The 20916-nt window shown below is 51.7% G+C and carries 18 protein-coding genes; 7 read left to right on the top strand and 11 right to left on the bottom strand.

Annotation, left to right across the window (positions count from 1 at the left end; translation table 11 throughout):
* Positions 1-70: 70 nt before the first annotated feature.
* From EG028_RS13190 to EG028_RS13180, 3 genes are all read right to left on the bottom strand, one after another.
* Positions 71-973, bottom strand: coding sequence for a branched-chain amino acid transaminase (locus EG028_RS13190; protein WP_120516703.1), 903 nt, complete (start codon positions 971-973; stop codon positions 71-73).
* A gap of 427 nt (positions 974-1400) precedes the next feature.
* Entirely contained in the window at positions 1401-2465 is a 1065-nt protein-coding gene (locus EG028_RS13185; protein WP_120516705.1) for a phosphotransferase enzyme family protein, read from the bottom strand.
* Positions 2466-2471: 6 nt separating this feature from the next.
* Positions 2472-3371, bottom strand: a complete 900-nt coding sequence (locus EG028_RS13180; RefSeq protein WP_120516706.1) for a nucleotidyltransferase family protein — start codon at positions 3369-3371, stop codon at positions 2472-2474.
* Positions 3372-3661: 290 nt separating this feature from the next.
* Here EG028_RS13180 and EG028_RS13175 point away from each other — a divergent pair, with 290 nt between their 5' ends.
* From EG028_RS13175 to EG028_RS13160, 4 genes are all read left to right on the top strand, one after another.
* Positions 3662-4996: an alpha-L-fucosidase gene (locus EG028_RS13175; protein ID WP_120516707.1), complete on the top strand. Its 1335-nt coding sequence runs from the start codon at positions 3662-3664 to the stop codon at positions 4994-4996.
* A gap of 31 nt (positions 4997-5027) precedes the next feature.
* Positions 5028-7289, top strand: a complete 2262-nt coding sequence (locus tag EG028_RS13170) for a family 20 glycosylhydrolase (RefSeq protein WP_120516708.1) — start codon at positions 5028-5030, stop codon at positions 7287-7289.
* Positions 7273-8160, top strand: coding sequence for a 1-aminocyclopropane-1-carboxylate deaminase/D-cysteine desulfhydrase (locus tag EG028_RS13165; protein WP_120516709.1), 888 nt, complete (start codon positions 7273-7275; stop codon positions 8158-8160). The genes EG028_RS13170 and EG028_RS13165 overlap by 17 nt, the downstream gene beginning before the upstream one ends.
* Positions 8161-8228: 68 nt before the next feature.
* Entirely contained in the window at positions 8229-8951 is a 723-nt protein-coding gene (locus EG028_RS13160; protein ID WP_120516710.1) for a hypothetical protein, read from the top strand.
* Here the strand turns inward: EG028_RS13160 and lipB are convergent.
* Positions 8935-9651 carry a lipoyl(octanoyl) transferase LipB gene (gene lipB / locus EG028_RS13155; RefSeq protein ID WP_120516711.1) on the bottom strand — a complete coding sequence of 239 codons (717 nt, stop codon included), beginning with the start codon at positions 9649-9651 and terminating at the stop codon, positions 8935-8937. The two genes, EG028_RS13160 and lipB, sit on opposite strands and share 17 nt — an antisense overlap.
* Positions 9652-9698: 47 nt before the next feature.
* On the opposite strand from lipB, the gene EG028_RS13150 reads away from it, so the two are divergent.
* Positions 9699-10757, top strand: coding sequence for an RluA family pseudouridine synthase (locus EG028_RS13150; protein ID WP_120516712.1), 1059 nt, complete (start codon positions 9699-9701; stop codon positions 10755-10757).
* A 190-nt stretch (positions 10758-10947) separates the two neighbouring features.
* The gene (locus EG028_RS13145; protein ID WP_120516713.1) at positions 10948-12642 is read left to right on the top strand and encodes a gliding motility-associated C-terminal domain-containing protein; all 1695 of its coding nucleotides are present in this window, start codon (positions 10948-10950) and stop codon (positions 12640-12642) included.
* Positions 12643-12714: 72 nt separating this feature from the next.
* On the opposite strand, the gene EG028_RS13140 is transcribed toward EG028_RS13145, so the two are convergent.
* The 7 genes from EG028_RS13140 to EG028_RS13110 form a co-directional block, all read right to left on the bottom strand.
* On the bottom strand, positions 12715-13629 hold the full coding sequence (locus EG028_RS13140) for a hypothetical protein (RefSeq protein WP_120516714.1): 915 nt from the start codon (positions 13627-13629) through the stop codon (positions 12715-12717).
* A 150-nt stretch (positions 13630-13779) separates the two neighbouring features.
* Positions 13780-14631: an anti-sigma factor gene (locus EG028_RS13135; RefSeq protein WP_120516715.1), complete on the bottom strand. Its 852-nt coding sequence runs from the start codon at positions 14629-14631 to the stop codon at positions 13780-13782.
* 5 nt (positions 14632-14636) lie between these two features.
* Complete coding sequence (locus EG028_RS13130) at positions 14637-15188, bottom strand: RNA polymerase sigma factor (protein ID WP_120516716.1); 552 nt, start codon at positions 15186-15188, stop codon at positions 14637-14639.
* Between the two features lie 102 nt (positions 15189-15290).
* Positions 15291-15869: a peptide deformylase gene (gene def, locus EG028_RS13125; protein ID WP_120516717.1), complete on the bottom strand. Its 579-nt coding sequence runs from the start codon at positions 15867-15869 to the stop codon at positions 15291-15293.
* A gap of 66 nt (positions 15870-15935) precedes the next feature.
* Complete coding sequence (ruvX, locus tag EG028_RS13120) at positions 15936-16349, bottom strand: Holliday junction resolvase RuvX (RefSeq protein ID WP_120516718.1); 414 nt, start codon at positions 16347-16349, stop codon at positions 15936-15938.
* A gap of 5 nt (positions 16350-16354) precedes the next feature.
* Entirely contained in the window at positions 16355-17224 is an 870-nt protein-coding gene (locus EG028_RS13115; RefSeq protein WP_120516719.1) for a UbiA-like polyprenyltransferase, read from the bottom strand.
* A gap of 5 nt (positions 17225-17229) precedes the next feature.
* Positions 17230-17763 carry an RNA methyltransferase gene (locus tag EG028_RS13110; protein WP_120516720.1) on the bottom strand — a complete coding sequence of 178 codons (534 nt, stop codon included), beginning with the start codon at positions 17761-17763 and terminating at the stop codon, positions 17230-17232.
* A 55-nt stretch (positions 17764-17818) separates the two neighbouring features.
* Between EG028_RS13110 and mutS the strand changes: the two genes are divergently transcribed.
* Positions 17819-20419: a DNA mismatch repair protein MutS gene (mutS, locus tag EG028_RS13105; protein WP_120516721.1), complete on the top strand. Its 2601-nt coding sequence runs from the start codon at positions 17819-17821 to the stop codon at positions 20417-20419.
* Positions 20420-20916 lie beyond the last annotated feature (497 nt).

Below are 20916 nucleotides of genomic sequence, written 5' to 3'. Positions count from 1 at the left end.
TGCGGCACGCTTTTTTTTAAGAAATCCCCCCTTCCGGCGCAACGGCGGAAGGGGGAGCTTCCGGGTATTATCAGGCAGGAATTGCCTCGCGTTTGAATTCTTTATTCAGCACTTTGGCTTTGTAAGCCTGCTGGATGACTTTACCGAGTGAGCCGGCCCAGGGTTTGGAGAAACCTTCGCCATCGAGGCTGTCCCATCCGATCACTTCAGCTGCGGTACCGCAGTAGAACACTGCTTCGGCTCCTTTCAGTTCTTCCACCGTGATCTGTTTCTCTACTAATGGAATACCCAGCTCGCCGCAAATCTCAATCACAGTGGCGCGGGTAATGCCGGGCAGGATATTGCCGGTGGCGGGGGTGTAAATGGTGCCTTCTTTCTCATAGAACAGGTTAGCACCGGGGCCTTCCGCTACGAAACCATTGATATCCAGCAGCAAAGCCTCGTCGTATCCTTTTTCTTTCGCTTCCTGCGAAGCCAGGATGGAGTTCACGTACAGGCCGGCGGCTTTGGATTCGATCTTAAAGGCCTGGGGGTTCGGGCGCTGGTATGACGAAATGCATACACGCAGCAGTTTTTCTCCCAGGTAAGCGCCCCAGTCCCATGCGCAGATGAGCAGGTGGGTATCGGTGGCGGCTTTCAGGGTCATGTTCGGCGGGCAGAATACCAGCGGGCGGATGTATGCTTCCTCCAGGTTGTTCAGCTCCAGCACTTTATAGCAAGCGGCGATCAGCTCGTCGTTGTTGTACTTGTAAGGTATATGTATCAGCTCGCAGGAGCGTTTGAAACGTTCGAAGTGCTCCTTCGGTTTGAAGATTTTCACTTCACCACTGGCGGTCTTGTAAGCGCGGATGCCTTCAAATACCGCGTATCCATAATGCAGCGACTGACCATACAGGTCAATTTTGGCTTCTGTGGCTTTCGTGTAAGCCCCATCAAAGTAAAGAATCGTGTTTTCGTTGTAATAGCTATACATATAATTGGAATTTGCACATAAAAAAAGCCTTCCTGGTGGAGGAAGGCGTTTATTTTGAGTTGATATTATACACGCGTTTTATCCTCCAATCGGCTGGCGGGTGATAATGACAACGACGATCACGACGAGCGTAATAGCCCAATTGAGCTGCGGCACGATATGACTTATTTTGTTATTGTCTTTATTTACCCACATGGAGGCTCTGTTGATTTTTATTATCACTACAAATGTATTGGTGAATAAAGTAAAAAACAATACAGGAGGCAATTTTTTGAGAAATATCAACCCAATAAGGGATTTTTTAAAATATCGAAAAAAGAAGCGTCCTGATTGAATAATATTCAACAAACAACAGTTTCACCCTACTCCCATCAAACGTAAAAGGCCCCCTTCCGGAGGCCTTTTGTATTCTTTTGGTGTAAGCGTGTCAGTTTTTCAGGCAATCGTCTATCACCGCCTGCAGCGCAGTTTCTTTCTCAATGAGCTTTTCCAGCAGTGTGAGCTGGTTTTTCGCCCGGTTGAAGTTGTGCTCGGGGTACTTGATCGGGTAATATACATCCCCATTCAGGTAGTCCGTGAGGAAACGGATGCCCTGCATGTAGATCATGAACTTGCCGGCGTAGAACAGGTGCGCCTTTTCAGTATCTGAAAGTGTACCACCTACTTCGGAAAGATAACCTTTCATGAGTGCTTCGTAATATTCCTCCCGTACATGGATCTGCGAAAAATCACGTTCTTCCTCGGATACCGGGCATACGTAGGTACGCACCATATCCCCGAGGTCGGAGATGATCTTGCCGGGCATCAGCGTATCCAGGTCGCACACGCAGATGCCTTCATAACTGTTTTTACGCAGCAGCACGTTGTTGATCTTGGTATCGTGATGCATCAGGCGGTCGCTGAATTCCGGGTTGGTCTTCAGCGCTTCGAAGGTGACCGCGATGTCGCTGTAGCGGAGGAACTGCTCGATCAGCGTTTCCGCAAACTGTTTCCGGTCTTCTTTCGCCTGGCGGATAGCCTCCTGGAAGGAAGCATAACGCAGGGTGAGATTGTGGAAGTTGGGAATGCTGGCTTTGAAGTCGTGCAGGTCTATGCCGTGGAACATCCTGGCCATGAGCCCGAACTGGCGGGCTGCTTCGAATGCCTGTTTGGGCGTATCCGCCTGGTCTACCGAAGTGGAATCCGGTATGAAGGGGATCATGCGCCAGTACTCATCATTCAAATGAAAGAGCTCATCCCCTGTTGTAGTCGGGATGGGAGTAATAAAGAGGTAGCTTGGGTGGGTCTCGGCCAGGAATTCGGCCGCCAGCCTTTGGTTCCGGGCTATTACACCCGGTTCCTTAAATACGTACGTATTGATCTTCTGGAGGATGTATTTTTCACCGTTCCGGCCACTTAAAAGAAAAGTGTTGTTGATGTGGCCACTCCCGAATTTCTGTACGTCAAAGCTGGCAGGCTCCAATCCGAAGGCTCGGATTACGTCTGTATTCATTATGTATTATTTCCAGAGATTGTCCGGGTATTCTCCTTTGCTGACGAGGGCGGACAGGCTTTCCTGCACACCGGGCGCGTCTTCTTTGTAAGTTACACCGAACCACTGGCTGCTGGTGGGGATCACTTTTACGGAACCCAGGCCTGCCGCAATGAACTGGTCTACTACAATCGGGATAAAGAATTCGGATTTGGGATTGCTGATGTTCTGCTCCAGGAACTGGCTGAACAGTTTTTCACTGATCGGGAACACAGAAGGTGCAAAACCCCAGAAGTTCATGGATACAGGGGTTTTAGGGCCCAGTTCCACTTTTTTGTCGCCTTCTTCGTAGGCGATCTTGCCGTCTTCCACGGTGATCTTGGTACGTTCAGTGATGCCGGCCAGGTTGCCGTTGTCGCTCACCTGGCATACGCCGCGGCTTACGAAACCGTAGTCGCTCACGGTTTTGCCCAGCTCATACCCTACCACGCTGTATTTGTCATCAGCGCATTCGTTCTTCAGGAACGCTGCCATTTTTTCAAATGCATCGCGGCCATAGAAGTCATCCGCGTTGATTACGGCAAAAGGCTCGTTGATAGCGCCTTTGGCACATAATACGGCATGGGCGGTACCCCAGGGTTTGGTACGGTCAGCGGGGATCTCAAATCCGTCCGTGAAGGCGTCCATGTTCTGGAAAACATATGCTGTCTCTACTTTTCCCTTCAGTTTGGGTTCAAATATTTCTTTGAACTCCTCGGCAAAGTTCTCGCGTATGATAAACACGATCTTGCCAAAACCCGCGCGGATAGCGTCATAGATTGAATAATCAATAATCGTTTCTCCGCTGGGGCCAAACTGCTGGATTTGTTTTAAACTTCCGTACCGGCTGGCCATACCGGCTGCCAGGATCAATAATGTCGGTTGCATTTGTTGATATTAGTTTATAAATTTCACTCAGATTAATATCGGGGGCTAAAATTAAACATAAATTTTTCCCAATCCGGCTAAATCCTTAAATTTTAAAATACTGGCCAAATTTAGGGGGAATTTAAACTTTACGAGCTACTTAAACCAGTAAAAGAAATGTTTCAGTAAACGGTAATTTCTTTACTTTTATTTTTTCGATCCAACGTCTACCCCCATACACCGGCACTTCTGTATGATAAGCTTTTGCCGGCATTTAACTTAATTAAATTTAGTTCAACAAAACAAAGCAGATGAAACGAATCGTAGTGGCGGGAGCCATGGTATTGCATTTTATGATGCCCGCCAGGGCGCAGCAGAAAACCAGCCCGGAAGAGATCAAATCAAAAATGCAATGGTTTGCAGACGCCAAACTGGGCATATTTATCCATTGGGGCATCTATTCCGTGAATGGTATCGATGAAAGCTGGAGCTTTCATAATAAAAAAATATCTCATGCGGACTATATGGCCCAGCTCAAAGGCTTTACCGCGGATAAATACGATCCACAGGCCTGGGCCGACCTTATCAAAGAATCAGGCGCCCGCTATGCCGTGATCACCACCAAACACCACGACGGCGTTGCCCTCTGGGATACGAAGTTCAATAAACTCAGCACCGCCAAAAGCACACCCGCCAAGAGGGACGTGCTCACCCCTTTCTTCGCCGCATTACGCAAAGACGGCATCAAAGCCGGCGCTTACTTCAGCCTGCTGGACTGGACCTCGCCCGATTATCCCGGTTTCCTGAAAGACAGCAGCCGCTACAAGATCAGCGAGCAGCCCCAGCGCTGGGCTAAGTTCCAGGCCTTTTACCAGGGGCAGATGGCCGAAGTGATGAAACAGTTCAACCCGGACCTCTGGTGGTTCGATGGCGACTGGGAACGCAGCGCGGACGAATGGCAGGCCGTAAAAGTGCGCAACATGCTCACCACCTTCAATCCCAATACCATCATCAACGGCAGGCTCACCGGTTACGGCGATTATGACACGCCCGAGCAGAACTTCCCCGTGGAGCGCCCGCATTACAACTGGTGGGAGCTTTGCATGACGATCAATAACAACTGGGGCTGGCAGCCGCAGGATACCAACTGGAAAACACCTTATGAGATCATCACCATATTCGCGGACGCGATCAGCAACGGCGGCAATATGCTGCTGGACATCGGTCCCAAGGCAGACGGCACCATCCCGCCCGAACAGGTGAATGTGTTAAAAGAGCTCGGAAAGTGGAATAAAAAACATGAAAAAGCTATCTTCAGCACCCTCGGGGGTATACCGCAGGGGCATTTTTACGGGCCTACCACTCTCAGCAAAGACAGCAGCACCCTGTACCTTTTCCTGCCCGGCAAAGTAACGGGAGAGATCATGGTGAAAGGCCTTGACAACAAAATACAGGACATCACCGTTGTAGGCAACGGCACAAAGCTGCAACACAAAATTGTAGGTAAAATATCATGGAGCCCCGTGCCAGGGCTGGTATACATCACTGTGCCCGCCAACGTGCAGGATGAATATATGACCGTACTGGAACTGAAGCTGGATAAACCCGTGAAGCTCTACAGGGGCAAAGGCGGGCTGAACGGCTAAACGACACAGCATTATAAGCACATCATCAAATATGAAAAAAACGCTCCTATCCGCTTTTACGGCGCTTGCTTTTCTTACAGGCAGCGCGCAGAAAAAGTTACCCTCGATCAGCATCATACCCGAACCGCAGTCTGTACAGCAAATGGACGGCCAGGTACTTATTACCCCGCGCATGAAATATTTCACCAACAGTGAAGGCGCGGAAAACGCAGCGAAATTGTTCAATACCTTCCTGGAAGCCAACTATAACATGAGCCTCGAAAAAGGCACCATGCAGAACAGTACCCTCATTTTTTCGGATGATGAGGTATTGCCCGCGGAAGGTTACCAGCTCACGGCCACGCGCAACAAGATCGTGCTGCAGGGCCATGAGGCCGGTTTGTTTTACGGCGTGCAAACGCTGCAACAATTGCTGGGCACCCGCACCACGCTGGGCGTACCCGTGCGCGCCGTTACCATCAAAGACGCGCCCCGCTTTGCTTACCGCGGCCTGATGCTGGATGTGGGGCGGCATTTTTTTCCGGTGGCTTACATCAAACAGTACATCGATGTGATGGCCCATTATAAACTCAACCGTTTTCACTGGCACCTCACCGAAGACCAGGGATGGCGCATCGAGATCAAAAAATATCCCCGGCTGCAAAGCGTGGCCTCCAAACGGAAAGAAACCATGATGGGGCCTTACCGCGACGGGAAATATGATGGCAAGCCTTACGGCGGTTTTTATACGCAGGAAGAAGTGAAAGATGTCGTGAAATATGCGGCCGAACGTTTTATCACCGTAGTGCCCGAGATTGAAATGCCCGGTCATGCGCAGGCGGCGCTGGCTGCTTATCCAAACCTGGGTTGCACCGGCGGGCCTTATGAAGTGGTCACCAAATGGGGCGTTCACAAGGAAGTGTTCTGCGCGGGCAACGACAGCGTGTTCACTTTCCTGGAAGACGTGCTCAATGAAGTGATGCCGCTTTTCCCCGGCCAGTACGTGCACATCGGCGGAGACGAATGCCCGAAAGACCGCTGGAAAACATGCCCCAAATGCCAGGCCCGCATGAAAGCGCTGGGCCTCAAAGACGAGCATGAACTCCAGAGTTATTTTATCCAGCGCATGGAAAAATACCTCAACGGCAAAGGCAAAAAGATCATCGGCTGGGACGAGATACTGGAAGGCGGCCTGGCCCCTGACGCCACCGTGATGAGCTGGCGCGGCGAAGCTGGAGGCATTGCGGCGGCAAAACAAAAACATGATGTGATCATGACGCCAAACACGTATCTCTACCTCGATTATCACCAGGGCAACCCTGCAACGGAACCGCTTGCCATCGGCGGATACCTGCCGCTGGAAAAGGTGTATAGCTACGAACCTTATCCCGCTTCGCTGAGCGCGGAGGAACAAAAATATATCAAAGGCGTGCAGGGCAATGTGTGGACGGAATATATCCCCGACCAGAAAAGCGTGGATTATTTCACCTACCCGCGCGCGCTGGCGCTGGCCGAGATCACCTGGAGCCCCACGGCGAAGAAAAACTACGCGGCTTTCCTCGCGAAACTTCCCGCAGCCCTCGCCGACCTCGACAGCCGTGGCGTGAACTTCCGCATACCCGAAGCAAAAGGCGCGGAAAATATGGTCCTGTCCGCCGGCACAACGGTCAGCTTACAACCATCTGTGCCCAACGGGAAGATCTATTACACCATCGATGGCACGCAGCCTTCCGCCAGCAGCACACCGTCCCTGAAGCCGTTCAACGTTTCGCCCGCACCCAACCAGACCATTACGTTGAAATATATCATCGTAATGCCTTCCGGAAGAAGCAGCGCGGTATATACGAACACGTACGTACGAAAATCATATAAAAACGCGCTGGGCGTGAATCCTGTGAACAAAGGCGTTCAGTTCTCCGCTTATTACAGGGCCTTCACTCAGGCGAAACAAACCGCCAATGCGGGCAAAGCGGATACTTCCGGCGTACAACCCGATTTTTCCATCCGGCCCTTCATTCACAAGACGGAGTTCGCCGTGAATTTCGAGGGATATATCAAAGTGGAGGAAACCGGCCTGTATGAATTCAAGGTTAATTCCGACGACGGCTCCGTACTGACGGTTGACAACGAAGTGATCATCGACAACGACGGAGAGCACGCACCTACGGAGCTGACGGGCATGATCCCCCTGATGAAAGGTTTTCACAAGGTCCGCCTCCAGTATTTTGATGCGGGCGGCGACCAGCAATTGCAGGTGAGCTTTGGGCTTAAAGGCAAACAAAGCATTAACTTGCGGAATGCACTTTTCCACTAAGGACATATTACAACATTTCCATACCACATGGCTGCCCGGCGATATCCAGGCAGCCATGTTACGTTTGGACCTGATCCATCCACTGGTGCAGGGGAATAAATGGTTCAAGCTGAAATATAACCTGGAAGCCGCGGGCAACACCAAGATCCTCACCTTCGGCGGCGCTTACTCAAACCACATTGTGGCCACGGCCGCGGCCTGCAAACTGTACGGGCTGAAATCCATCGGCATCATCCGCGGCGAAAAGCCCGCCATACCCGGGCATACCTTGCAAAAAGCGGCGGAACTGGGCATGGAACTGCATTACGTAAGCAGGGAACTATACAATGAACTGAAAAGCGGCGGGGAAATGGCCAGGCTCATGCAGCACCTTCTCAGCGATGCCTACGTGATCCCCGAAGGCGGGCACAATGCGGAAGGCGCCAGGGGCTGTGAGGACATCCTATCGCTGACGGACACTTCCGCCTTCACCCACGTCCTTTGCGCAGTAGGCTCCGGCACCACGCTGGCGGGCCTCGTGAACGCCAATACCCAACAGGAGATCATCGGCATTTCTGCATTAAAAGGCGCATTCTCCCTGGAAGGAGAAGTGGAAAGCCTGCTGAAAGAGCCCTCCTCCCACTGGCAGATCCTCCACGACTTCCACGAAGGCGGGTATGCAAAATTTACACCCGCTCTCCTGGACACGATGAATGATTTTTACAGGGAAACAGGCATCCCTACAGACAGGGTGTACACCGGCAAAATGGTGCTGGCTTTCAGGCAATTGCTGCAACAGCCGTTTTTCCCCGCCGGAAGCCGCGTATTGCTGATACATTCTGGTGGTTTACAGGGCAATGAATCTTTAAAGCCGGGCGTTCTATGCTTTTAAAATGTTGAACCGTATATTTGATCTTCAGATCGTATTTTTGCCAACTTAAGACGTTTTTGATGTACTGTATGAAGCAGACTGTTAGAAGCATTATTGCCACCGTGATTTTTATAGGTACCATCACCATAGCCAAAGCGCAGGATGCCGTACCGGCAGGGCCTCCCGTTCCGGTATTACCTGATTTTTCCGCCCTGATCAAAACAGGAAAGATCCAGTTGGACTGGATATCCGGCTTCCCGAACGCCGTGCAGATAGGCGTTCAGCGCTCACTGGACAGTGTGCTGAACTTTACCACCATCGGCTATGCCAGCTACCCTGAACAGACACGCAATGCTTACCTGGACAACAAACCGGCGCCCGGTAAAAACTACTACCGCCTGTTCATCCTGTTCAAAAACAACCGGTACATGTACAGCAAAACCGTACTGGCCGTAACAGACAGTACGATTGCCGCCAATACCAAACTGGGCGCGCAGGACGTAGTGACCTCCAATACCAATGCCACCGGCACCAAGGAAGTAATTCCCTGGAAACCATCCAATTACGTTTACACCACCGCGGACGGGAATGTGAACATCCGCCTGCCGCAGGCCGCGCAGAAAAAATATGCCGTAAAGTTCTATGAGCCCACCGGCGCCTTCCTGTTTGAAGTGGAGCAGGTGCTGGAACCTTTCCTGATACTGGAAAAGGCCATTTTTATGCACGCCGGCTGGTTTAACTTCGAAATATACGAAGATGGGAAACTGCTGGAGAAGTGGAGTCTTTATATTCCGCTCAGTTACCGTTCATAACCATCTCAGCCTCAAACACCTGGGCGAAATGATATAATATCCGGGCCTGTACTTCCTCCAAAGGAATGACATGCCCGGTTTCTTTTTGCAGGGAAGTGACCGCCTTATCCTGGATACCGCAGGCCACGATATTGGAGAAATATTCCAGATCTGTATTCACATTGATGGCGAAGCCGTGCATGGTCACCCAGCGGCTGCAACGCACCCCCATAGCACATATCTTACGCGCACGGCCCGGCACGTCAGGCTCCAGCCACACGCCCGTTTCCCCTTTCGAACGTTCCCCTTTCAGGCCGTAATCCGCCAGGGTACGGATGATCACTTCTTCCAGGAAACGCAGGTAACGCCCGATATCGGTGAAAAACTGCTCCAGGTCTATGATGGGGTAACCCACGATCTGGCCCTCGCCGTGAAAGGTAATGTCCCCGCCACGGTTCGTATGCACAAAACCAATGCCTTTCTGAGCCAGCAGCTGGTCATTTACCAGCAGGTGTTCCAGGTGGCCGCTTTTGCCGAGGGTATATACGGGAGGATGCTCGCAAAAGAGCAGGTGATGCTGTACGGTTGCGCCCGGCGCCGCCAGGCCGCTGCGGAGGTCTGCCTTCAGGGCCACACTTTCCTGCAATAACCGCTCCTGCAGGTCCCATGCTTCCTGGTAAGGGATCACCCCCAGGTTGCTCACTTTAATCTGCTTGTCCATCTGTTCACAAAGATAACTATAAGCTATCTTTGCAAAAATTTTTACTGATGACCGATCAAATCGTGGAGCTGGAAGATGAACTGGAAAACGGGGAAGGCAGCGAGGAAATGTACGAACGGGTGAACCTGGTGGTGGATAAAGGCCAGGAGCCCCTCCGCATCGACAAATTCATCCAGGCCCGGATCGAAGGCGCTACCCGCAACAAGGTACAGCAGTCCATCGAAGCCGGTATGGTGCTCGTGAACGATAAACCCGTAAAGGCCAACTACAAAGTCCGCCCGCTGGACCGGCTGATCGTGTATTCCACCAAAAACCCCGAAACCACCGAGGTTAAACCGGAAAACATCCCGCTGAACATCGTTTTTGAAGACGAAGACATCCTTATCATCAATAAACCGCCCGGCATGGTGGTACACCCCGGCTGCGGCAACTATACCGGCACCCTGGTGAACGCACTGGCATATTACCTCAGCGACGACAAAGAAACTGCCGTGGAGCCGGAGATCCCCCGCTTCGGGCTGGTGCACCGCATCGATAAAAACACCAGCGGCCTGCTGGTAGTGGCCAAATCGGACAAAGCGATGACGGACCTGGCCAAACAGTTTTTTGACCATACCGTTCAGCGCCGTTACCTGGCCCTCGTATGGGGTGATTTTGAAGAGGAAAACGGCACCGTGGTAGCCCATGTAGGCCGCCATCAGCGCCTCCGCAAGATCATGACCGCCTATCCTGACGGGGAATACGGCAAAGAAGCCATCACCCATTACGAAGTGCTGGAACGTTTTAACTACGTGAGCCTCATTGCCTGCAAACTGGAAACCGGCCGTACCCACCAGATCCGCGTGCACATGCAGTACATCGGCCATCCCCTCTTCAACGACGATACCTATGGCGGTGACCGCATCGTGAAAGGCACCGTGTTCGCCAAATACAAACAGTTCGTGGACAACTGCTTCGAAATAATGCCCCGGCATGCCCTTCATGCCCAGACCCTTGGTTTTATCCACCCGCGCACCCGCAAACCAATGCTTTTTGAAAGCGAACTGCCCGCGGATTTTACCGGCGTACTGGAAAAATGGCGGAGGTATAAAAGAAAAGAAGAGTAAGGATGCGGGTTAACTTTTCACGCCGCCCATACTTTCATGGTTATTTTCCCGTTTAGTTATTCAACCAAATCGACGCTGCGGGCTACCGTCCCGCGAGCCCCAACTGTGCCGCCATCCTATGCTTGTTAACGATTAATTATTTTATTAAAAACATTCTACATATCAATATTTCTACTAATTTAGTGCTACCATGGTTCCGAAGAAAAACCTAGCCAGGCTCCAGGCACTTATCCTGACTTTTCTGCTTACAGCGTCTGTATCTGCTGTAGCAAAAATCCGCCCCCTGCTGACAAACTTTACATATAGTACCACCTGCCTCAACGATTCTGTTAAATTCGTGATCACAGACGATATCACGGTGATCGATTCCGTGAAATGGTATTTTGTGAGCCCTCCCCTTGTGGACGAGGATTCATCCGATCTCATCGAAGACGCTTTTCACATCTATACCACGCCCGGCACCTACACCATTACGCTGAAAGCGTACCGCAACGGCGTGGAAGACATTACCACTCAAACGATTACCATCGTGCCGCGCCAGGGCGTCAATCTCGGGCCGGATCTTACGCTCTGCGAGAACGGCAACACCGTCATAACGGCGCCGCCTATACCGGGCGCTACCTACACTTGGTATTTCCTCGAGGATACAGTATCCACCGGCAACGTCAATACTTTCACCGTTACGGAAATGGCCACGTATCATGTGGCGATCAACGGGTGTACGGAAATTGATTCGGTGAATATCTTCTACTCTCCCATCCCTGACTTCGACCTTGGCCCTGACCGAACGTTATGCACCGGCGAACTCATGACGCTGGACGCAACCGCGCAGAACGCCACATATACCTGGAGCACCGGCGAAACAACGCCCACCATCCTTACCACCGGCGTCACGCAAACCTATTCGGTAACGGCGCATGTAGCGGGCTGTGGCGACTTCACAGACCAGGTGACCATCACTTTCACCGGTACGCCTTATCCTTTTAATCTTGGCCCCGATACACTGCTTTGCCCCGGAGAATCCGTAGTACTGGACGCTACACGCCCTGAAGCCACCCGTTATCAGTGGAACACCGGCTCCAACGCTCCCCGGATCAATGTGGCCCGCAATGGCGACTTCTCCGTATTTGTCACCATCAACGGCATCTGCGACGTGCTCGATACCATCGGCGTACGTTACAGCCGCCTCCGCCCGATCAATCTCGGCAATGATACCACGCTCTGTTACGGAAATTTCCTCGTACTGACGGCGGACTTCGGCACGGGCAACTATCTCTGGCAGGACGGATCGGACCAGGCAACGTATCACGTGGACAGCTCGGGATATTATTACGTCCGTGTACAGATTGGCCGCTGCGTGGAGATGGATACCATCCGCGTGGATTTCCAGGATTCACTGCATGTGTCCCTGGGTATGGATTCCGTGCTCTGCGCCGGTGAAACGCTCCGCCTGATGCCGAGAGGCGCGGGCATGGATTACAAATGGCAGGACAGCAGCTCCGTAGCCAGCTTCCTCGTTTCGCAGCCCGGCATCTATGCCATTGTAGCCGAAAACGTTTGTAACCGCGCAACGGATTCCGTGAATATCTGGTATCAGAACTGTGACTGCCAGTTATTTTATCCCACGGCCTTCTCGCCGAACGGGGACGGTATGAACGATCTCTTCAGACCCAAGTACCGGTGCCAGATAGGCCAGTACAAGCTCAGCATCTACAACCGCTGGGGTGACTTCATTTTTTACACCACAGACCCCGGCGTGGCCTGGAACGGCAAACACAACGGGGAGCCCGCATCACTGGGCACTTATGTGTGGGTGGTGGAATATATAGACGAACTGAACGCGAAGTATTACCGCAAGACGGGGACGGTTACGCTTTTAAGATAAACATCAAAACACTGCATATAAAAAGGGGCGCTGGTTAGCGCCCCTTTTGCATTATATGAAAAACGCAAACAATTATTTCGCGAAGTCGAAGAATTTAGCGGTGAATACAGCCGTCTCTCTTTTCTTGAAAGGTACATTCCAGGTGCCGTCGTAAGTGATGAGCGCGGGCAGCAAAAGATCGTCCAGCTTGGTCATCTGTACATTCATGCGGACGTTAAAATCAAACACAAGCGTTTTATACGAAAGGGAATATTTACGCCCCACGATCTCCATGGTTTCTTTGTTGAAATAAGTGATCAGCTCGTCGTATACGATCTCCGCGCGGTCTATCCCGCTGAGGTTTTTCCGCATCACGGCGCTGAATACATAACAATCGGTGCCGGTGAAGTTTTCCGAAGTGATGGAAAAATCGTAGAACCGCATGAGGTTACGGTCAAAAATGGCGACTTTATTCCCCACTACGGGCACACCGGATATCGGTTTTCCCGGGTTGAATATCAATTGTTTGAGCTGCGACTTGTGCCGGGCGAGGCTGCCTTTATCCGTGCCGCCGCCATCGTCGCATACGGTGCCTTTGGTAAAAAACAGGTTCGCATACAGCTCAGCAGTGTAATAATTGTAATCGCCTTTGCGGTTGTAGAAGTTGCCCGTGGTCTTTTCCTCCAGCACTTCCATTTTGCGGCAGTTGCCGCTCATGATCTGTTTGGTGCGGGATTTCAGCGAGGCAATGGTTTTCCCTCCTTTTTTGTCCGTTACCCTGATATCGTTGTCTGAAGTGAAATTGATGAGGCGGAGGTTTTTGAATGCACGGTAAAAAGTGGTGTCTTCTTCCACTCTTTTTATAAATCCATTCACGTCAAAGCCTATACGTTTGGCTTTCACCACATGTTCGTCAAGGTTAACCGTCATTCCTTTATATCGCGCGGTATCCTGCGCCAATGCGGGAATGCAGGGGAAAAGGTATAACAGTAGCAGGAATTTACGCATCGGGCAAATTTAAGCAATTCATCTTGTTATGAAAATGCAATATTCAGGCCAGAAGAGCAGCTGGGAGAGCATATAACACAACGCTGCCCGGCATTTCTGCTCATGGGTGCAACATCATAACGGTCATGTTTAACGGAAAAATAAGATTGATCAGCCGGAAACCTTACCCGCCACGTACATGGCTGTAAGCGTAGGCGTGGGAGAGCCGCCTTTTTTCTCCAGGGTGATGGCGAACATCTGCGCGCCGGCCACCATTGTTTTCATCTTTGCAAAACCTTTGGAAGCCTTGTCCATGTCGAACACGCCAGCATCCACAGGTTTCCCGTTCACGATGCCCCACAGCTGGTATTGCTGATCCGGAGCGGGTGCGGGAAGATTATTCACGGTAAGGAGTACTTCTTCTGATTTCGGGTTCCAGTATACGGTTGCCAGCAGGCCCGGGCGGGTGGGCGTTACCGTGTACATGGGCACCATCTTCATGGTACGGAGGGTGGACAGCATCTTCTCGGATTCATCCATGCGCGTCTGCATCACCTGGTTGTCCGCCATCATTTTATCTTTATCAGTCAGCAAGGCCTGGTATTTACCCTGCCATTCGTTACTGCTGTTAAAATACTGAACATTCATCCATACGCTCGCCAGGAGGCCAATGATGGCCGCGGCTGCTACATATTTCCATACGGGGCTCACCAGCTGCACCACTTTCGGTTCGTCAGGATAACCTGATTCTTCCTCTGAGTAGCTGCCGCCGCTTACGGGCACCGCGGTTTCCACACCTTCGTTGTTGATCAGCTGGAATACGCGGTCTTTCACCACTTCCGGCGGCGTTACGCTTTGCATGTTGACATAACGCTCCATATCAAGCTGCACGGCTTCCACCGCAGCTTTTATTTCCGGGAACTGAACCATCGAAGCCTGGAGCTCACGGACCTCCTGGTCCGTAGCTAAACCAGCTACGAAGCTTTCAATGATACCGGATGATATGTAACGTTGTACGTCCACTTTGCTTACAATTGTTTTAAAATATTTCTCAATTGTATAATTGCGTTTCGCATTCTGGTCTTTACTGTACCCAAAGGAATATCCAGCACCCTGGCAATTTCTTCCTGGGTACAACCTTTATAATAGGCAAGGTCAATAATAGTCCGCTGTTCTTTGTTGAGCTTTTCCAACACCTTCGAGAGGCCCAGGTGATCAACGGCCGGTTGAACCGTTAACTGACTTGTTTGTAGATATACGTCGTTATTGAGCTCCTGGATTTTCTGTTCGAGCTTATGCCCTTTCGAGCGGAGTGAATCTATTGCGGTATTCCTGGCAATGTTGAGCATCCAGGTAAAGAGACGCCCTTTTTCTGTGTCATATTTATCAATGCTCCGCCAGATCTTCAGGAAGACTTCCTGGAGCACATCACTTGCAGTATTTTCATCGTTGAGGACTTTGAGAACCACACCGTAGAGAGCGGGAGAATAGTGGTCATACAGGTACCCGAATATCTGCTGGTCACGAGCCTTAAGGCCCTGGACGAGTTCTTGTTCGGTATATGTATTTGCAGTTCCCAAGTGTTCTTTATTCGGAAAATAGTGGCACTAAAATAATGAAAAAACTTACAATATGAAACTCTTAGGCATATTTATTTTTTATAATGCCCGGAAAAATTGTAATTATTTGGGGAATACCATCTTGTAATCCACCCTGATCTTTCCTTTGGAAATGTCTTCCAGCTTGCCTTTGATCATTCTTTTCTTGAGGGGTTTCAGATAGTCTATAAAAAGTTTCCCTTCAATATGATCATATTCATGGAAAATCACACGTGCGGTAATTCCATGAAATGTACGCACATGCGGCTGGAAATTCTCGTCCAGGTATTTGATCTTCACCTTTTCAGGACGGTACACGTCTTCCCTGATCTTCGGGATGCTAAGGCAACCCTCGTTGTACGCCCAGTCGTCCCCTTCCGTTTCCACGATCTTCGCGTTGATGAACACCTGTTTGATGCCATGATCGCCGGGATAGAGGTTTTCCTCGTCTTCTTCAAGATTATTGATGATCTGCTCGCTGTCCACCACAAAAAGGCGGATAGGTTTGTTGATCTGCGGCGCGGCCAATCCCACCCCGCTGGAGGCATACATGGTTTCCCACATGTTGTCCAGCAACTTTTGCAGATCCGGGTAATCAGGCGTAATGTCCTGGCTTACTTCTCTTAAAACGGGCGCCCCATAGGCTACTATTGGTAAAATCATCTCTTATTTGATCAAAATGGAAAAATGCAAAGTTAGGTTTTTTCCCGGAAGGGCTCAGCCATCCCCCTACGGGTTGTGCTGAAGGTATTCCTGGAGAATGATCGTCGCGCTGATCTCGTCCACCAAACCTTTATTCTGCCGGTCCTTTTTTTTCATCCCGCTGTCTATCATACTCTGGAAGGCCATTTTGGAGGTGAACCGCTCGTCCACCTTCTTCAGCGGCATATCCGGGAAGTTTTTGGTCAGGATCCTGATACATTCCTCCACCAGCGCGGTGGCGTCCGTAGCAGAGCCGTCCAGGTTGCGGGGCAGGCCTATCAGGATCATCTCCACCTGTTCTGCCGCGAAATATTTTTTGAGGTAAGGGATCAGGTCGTGCGAAGGAATAGTGCCCAGCCCGCTTGCAATGATCTTTAAAGGGTCCGTTACCGCCAGTCCCGTGCGCTTTTTCCCGTAATCGATGGCGAGTATCCTGGGCATATTTGTTATTGTTTGAAAATCAGCATGTCCGCAATGGCAAACACCGCGTATACCACGCTGGCCACCCCGTTTGTGGTCATAAATGCAAGGTTCACGCGGGAAAGATCGTCCGGCTTCACCAGCCTGTGCTGCATGAGCAGCATCAGGATAAACACGCCCGCGCCGATCCAGTACAGCCAGCCGAAATGCCCCATCACCCCAATGGTAATGGCCATGGCCGCGGCTACCAGGTGCAGCCCCTCGGAGAAGCGCAGCCCGCCGGCCTTGCCCAGCCAGGTGGGAATGGAATGCAGCCGCTGCGAGCGGTCGAACTCCTCGTCCTGCAAAGCATAAATGATATCAAAGCCGGATACCCAGCAAAGCACCATCACGCTCAGCAATACCGGCAACAGGCTGAAATGCCCGGCAACCGCCAGGAATGCGCCTATCGGCGCAAGACTGAGGCCCACGCCCAGTACCAGGTGGCAAAGGGCGGTGAAACGTTTGGTATAACTGTACCCCAGTACCACGAGCACGGCTACCGGGGATAAAAAGAAACATAAAGGATTGATGAACCAGGTGGTGGCCATAAACAGCACCACGTTGCCGATCACGAACCAGAGGGCATTTGAGGCGGAAATAATACCGGCCGGTATTTCCCTTTTGGCCGTACGCGGGTTCTTTTTATCAAATTCCGCATCCAGCCAGCGGTTGAATGCCATGGCCGCGCTGCGCGCAAACACCATACAAAGCACCACCAGCAGCAGGAGCGTCCAGCTGAAGGAATAACCCGCCCAGCTCACCGCCATAAAAAAACCCGTCATGGCAAAAGGCATGGCGAAAATGGTGTGGCTGAACTTTACTAACGAGAGATAGTTCTTAACAGTTGTGGACATGGCTGCTAATTTACAGGTTTCAGTTTACAAAACAGGTCCCAGATCACGATACCCGTGCTCACGGAGATATTCAGGGAATGTTTCATACCCAGCTGGGGTATCTCGATACATCCGTCCGCCAGTCGCATCACGGCGGGGTCCACGCCGCTCACTTCATTGCCGAACACCAGCGCCAGGGGTTGTTCACCCGGCTGAAACGCATCCAGCATCACGCTCTGCGCCGCCTGCTCGATCGCCATAATGGCGTAACCCTGTTCTTTGAGGGCCTGCACCGCTTCCACCGTGGTAGGAAAATACTGCCATTCCACCGTTTCCGTAGCGCCCAGTGCCGTCTTCTGGATATCCCGGTGCGGGGGCACGGGCGTATACCCGCACAGCGCGATGCCCTGTAAAAGGAAAGCATCCGCCGTTCTGAACACGGAGCCCACATTGTGCATACTCCGCACATTATCCAGCACCAGCACCAGCGGCGTTTTGTCCGCCGCCTTGAACTCAGCCACCGTTTTACGGCCCAGCTCCTGCATGTTTAACTTCCGCATGGTTGCAAAGATAGTTGACTATAAGTTAATGCTCACAGCTTCTTATATTTGCCGCATGGCTAAAAGTAAATCGGAAGAAACGCCCCTGATGATGCAGCACAACGCTATCAAAGCCCGCTACCCGGACGCGGTGCTGCTTTTCAGGGTCGGGGATTTTTATGAAACTTTCAACGCGGATGCGGTGATCGCATCCAAAGTGCTCGGCATTGTACTCACCAAAAGGGCCAACGGCAGCGCTTCTTACGTAGACCTCGCGGGCTTCCCCCATCATTCACTGGATACTTACCTCCACAAGCTGGTAAAAGCCGGCCATCGCGTAGCCATCTGCGACCAGCTGGAAGATCCCAAAATGGTAAAAGGCATCGTGAAACGCGGCGTGACGGAAATGGTGACGCCCGGTGTAGCCGTGAACGATAAACTGCTGGAAAACAGTACGAACAACTTCCTCGCCGCCGTGCACTTCGGCATGAACGAACAGGCCGGCGTGGCTTTCCTGGATATTTCCACCGGCGAGTTTTTCGTAGCGCAGGGCAGCCTGGAATATGTGGACAAACTCCTGCAAAGTTTCCGCCCCTCGGAAGTGCTCTTTGCCAAACAGCAGCAGAAACATTTCCGGCAAACCTTCGGCAGCCGCTTTTATACCTACACCCTCGAAGAGTGGATCTTTACCAATGCCTACGCCAGGGAGATCCTGAACAAACATTTCGAAACCCATTCCCTCAAAGGGTTCGGCGTGGAAGACCTGAACGATGCGATCATCGCCGCCGGCGCCGCCATGCATTACCTGAAAGACACGGAACATCCGAACCTCCAGCATATCACCGCCCTCACGCGTATAGACCAGGACGATTTCCTGTGGATGGACCGTTTTACGATCCGCAACCTGGAACTGCTGCAAAGCACCGTGGAGCAGGGCAGATCGCTGATCGGCACGCTGGACCATACCCTCTCCCCCATGGGCGCACGCCTGCTGAAACGCTGGATCATTTTCCCGCTCCGCGATATCGGCAAGATCAACGAAAGGCTGGACGCAGTGGAAACGCTCATCCGCGAAGCGGACCCTACTAAATTGCTGCAAACGCATCTCAAGATCGTGGGCGACCTGGAAAGACTGGTATCAAAGATCCCCCTCAAAAAGATCAACCCGCGCGAAGTGATGCAGCTGGCCAAAGCGCTGCAACAGGTGCATGAAATATCCACTACGCTCAATGCTATCGACAACCCGCTGCTCAGGCAGCTGCAGGAGCAGCTCGATCCCTGCCAGCCCATCCTGGACCGCATCCTGGCGGAAATATCAGACAACCCGCCGGTACTGGCAAACAAGGGCGGCGTGATCCGCGAAGGTACAGACGCCACGCTGGACGATCTCCGCGCCATCGCCACCTCCGGCAAAGAATACCTGCTGCGCATCCAGCAGCAGGAATCCGAAGCTACCGGCATTCCTTCGCTGAAAGTGGCTTTCAACAACGTGTTCGGTTATTATCTCGAAGTGACCAACACGCACAAAAACAAAGTACCGAACAACTGGATACGCAAACAAACGCTGGCGAACGCGGAACGGTACATCACGCCCGAGCTGAAAGAATACGAGGAAAAGATCACCGGCGCCGAAGAAAAGATACTCGCGCTGGAAATGCGGTTGTACGACGCGCTGCTACTGGCGTTGCAGGATTACATCGTGCCCATCCAGCGGGATGCGCAGGCCCTGGCCCGCCTGGACTGCCTGCTTTGTTTCGCGCACAACGCCGTGCAGTTCAAATACCGCCGCCCCAACGTAACCGATTCCCATCACCTTGATATCAAAGAAGGCCGTCACCCTGTGATAGAACAGGGCCTGCCCACCGGCGAAAGTTATGTAACGAACGATCTGCTGCTGCATCGCGACGAGCAGCAGGTGATCATCCTCACCGGGCCTAACATGAGCGGTAAATCCGCCCTGCTGCGGCAAACCGCGCTCATCACGCTTATGGCGCACATGGGCAGTTTTGTGCCCGCTTCCGCCGCCGAGATCGGCCTTACGGACAAGATCTTCACCCGCGTGGGCGCCTCGGACAACCTGAGCGGCGGCGAAAGTACCTTCATGGTGGAAATGAACGAAACCGCCAGTATTATCAACAACATCACGCCGCGCAGCCTCATCATCCTCGACGAGATCGGCCGCGGCACCAGCACCTACGACGGTATTTCCATCGCCTGGAGCATCGTGGAGTACCTGCACGACATGACGGATCACCGCCCCAAAACTTTGTTCGCCACGCACTATCATGAGCTGAACGAGCTGGAAAACACGCACTCCCGCGTGAAGAATTTCCATATCACGAACAAAGAAGTGGGTAACAAAATAATATTCCTCCGCAAGCTGGCCCCCGGCGGCAGCAGGCATAGTTTTGGTATACATGTTGCGAAGATCGCGGGTATGCCGCCGCAGCTGATCAACCGTGCAAACGAAATACTCTCCCAACTGGAAAGCCAGCATATCGAAGCGCCGATGGAACAGATCGCCACGCCTGTGCAGAAAGTACAGCTCAGCATTTTTGACGCGCACACCGATACTTTCCAGAACATCCGGGAGAAGCTGAATGCCGTAGATATTAACCGGCTTACGCCGGTGGAAGCGCTGATGAAACTGAGCGAGATCAAGGACCTGCTGCAATAAACGCAGGCTGAAATAAGGGGGAACGGGAAAATCGAAGGATTTTCCCGTTCAAACACAGTATGGTAAAAGTTTTCATGCTAAAAAACCTCTCAGGGGCAAAAATGACCCAAGTCCAGGTAAAGTCCAGGTAAAGTCCAAGTATAGTCCAAGTAAAGTCCAGGTATATAGGTATTATGCTGTGGGTATATCAGTATGATGCTTCTGTCATACTTGCTTCATACCGCGGTCATACTCCCTTTATACTCCCATCTGCCCCCTTTCCTACCTGTCTTTTAAGTTTCTGCCAGTCTTTTGCCATCGCGCGACGCTATACTTGTGCCGATCATCATACCGGGCGCGGCTTTCCGGAAAGCCTCTTCCCTGCTTTATTATCGAACCCACCCCACTGGTATTTTTTTAACCCGCATCAAGTCCGCCTCATCTCCACGTCATCTCCACCTCAACTTCAGTAACAATAGTACTTCCATATAACTACCCTATAAAAACACAATATCGGT

The sequence above is a fragment of the Chitinophaga barathri genome (genome assembly GCF_003807585.1).
GTDB classification, from domain to species: Bacteria; Bacteroidota; Bacteroidia; order Chitinophagales; family Chitinophagaceae; genus Chitinophaga; species Chitinophaga barathri.
This window is presented reverse-complemented; position numbering and strand designations above follow the sequence as displayed.

Coding starts and splice junctions, on each gene's coding strand:
- EG028_RS13190 (WP_120516703.1), bottom strand. CDS start 973: ATGTATAGCTATTACAACGAAAACACGATTCTTTACTTTGATGGGGCT.
- EG028_RS13185 (WP_120516705.1), bottom strand. CDS start 2,465: ATGAATACAGACGTAATCCGAGCCTTCGGATTGGAGCCTGCCAGCTTT.
- EG028_RS13180 (WP_120516706.1), bottom strand. CDS start 3,371: ATGCAACCGACATTATTGATCCTGGCAGCCGGTATGGCCAGCCGGTAC.
- EG028_RS13175 (WP_120516707.1), top strand. CDS start 3,662: ATGAAACGAATCGTAGTGGCGGGAGCCATGGTATTGCATTTTATGATG.
- EG028_RS13170 (WP_120516708.1), top strand. CDS start 5,028: ATGAAAAAAACGCTCCTATCCGCTTTTACGGCGCTTGCTTTTCTTACA.
- EG028_RS13165 (WP_120516709.1), top strand. CDS start 7,273: ATGCACTTTTCCACTAAGGACATATTACAACATTTCCATACCACATGG.
- EG028_RS13160 (WP_120516710.1), top strand. CDS start 8,229: ATGAAGCAGACTGTTAGAAGCATTATTGCCACCGTGATTTTTATAGGT.
- lipB (WP_120516711.1), bottom strand. CDS start 9,651: ATGGACAAGCAGATTAAAGTGAGCAACCTGGGGGTGATCCCTTACCAG.
- EG028_RS13150 (WP_120516712.1), top strand. CDS start 9,699: ATGACCGATCAAATCGTGGAGCTGGAAGATGAACTGGAAAACGGGGAA.
- EG028_RS13145 (WP_120516713.1), top strand. CDS start 10,948: ATGGTTCCGAAGAAAAACCTAGCCAGGCTCCAGGCACTTATCCTGACT.
- EG028_RS13140 (WP_120516714.1), bottom strand. CDS start 13,629: ATGCGTAAATTCCTGCTACTGTTATACCTTTTCCCCTGCATTCCCGCA.
- def (WP_120516717.1), bottom strand. CDS start 15,869: ATGATTTTACCAATAGTAGCCTATGGGGCGCCCGTTTTAAGAGAAGTA.
- ruvX (WP_120516718.1), bottom strand. CDS start 16,349: ATGCCCAGGATACTCGCCATCGATTACGGGAAAAAGCGCACGGGACTG.
- EG028_RS13115 (WP_120516719.1), bottom strand. CDS start 17,224: ATGTCCACAACTGTTAAGAACTATCTCTCGTTAGTAAAGTTCAGCCAC.
- EG028_RS13110 (WP_120516720.1), bottom strand. CDS start 17,763: ATGCGGAAGTTAAACATGCAGGAGCTGGGCCGTAAAACGGTGGCTGAG.
- mutS (WP_120516721.1), top strand. CDS start 17,819: ATGGCTAAAAGTAAATCGGAAGAAACGCCCCTGATGATGCAGCACAAC.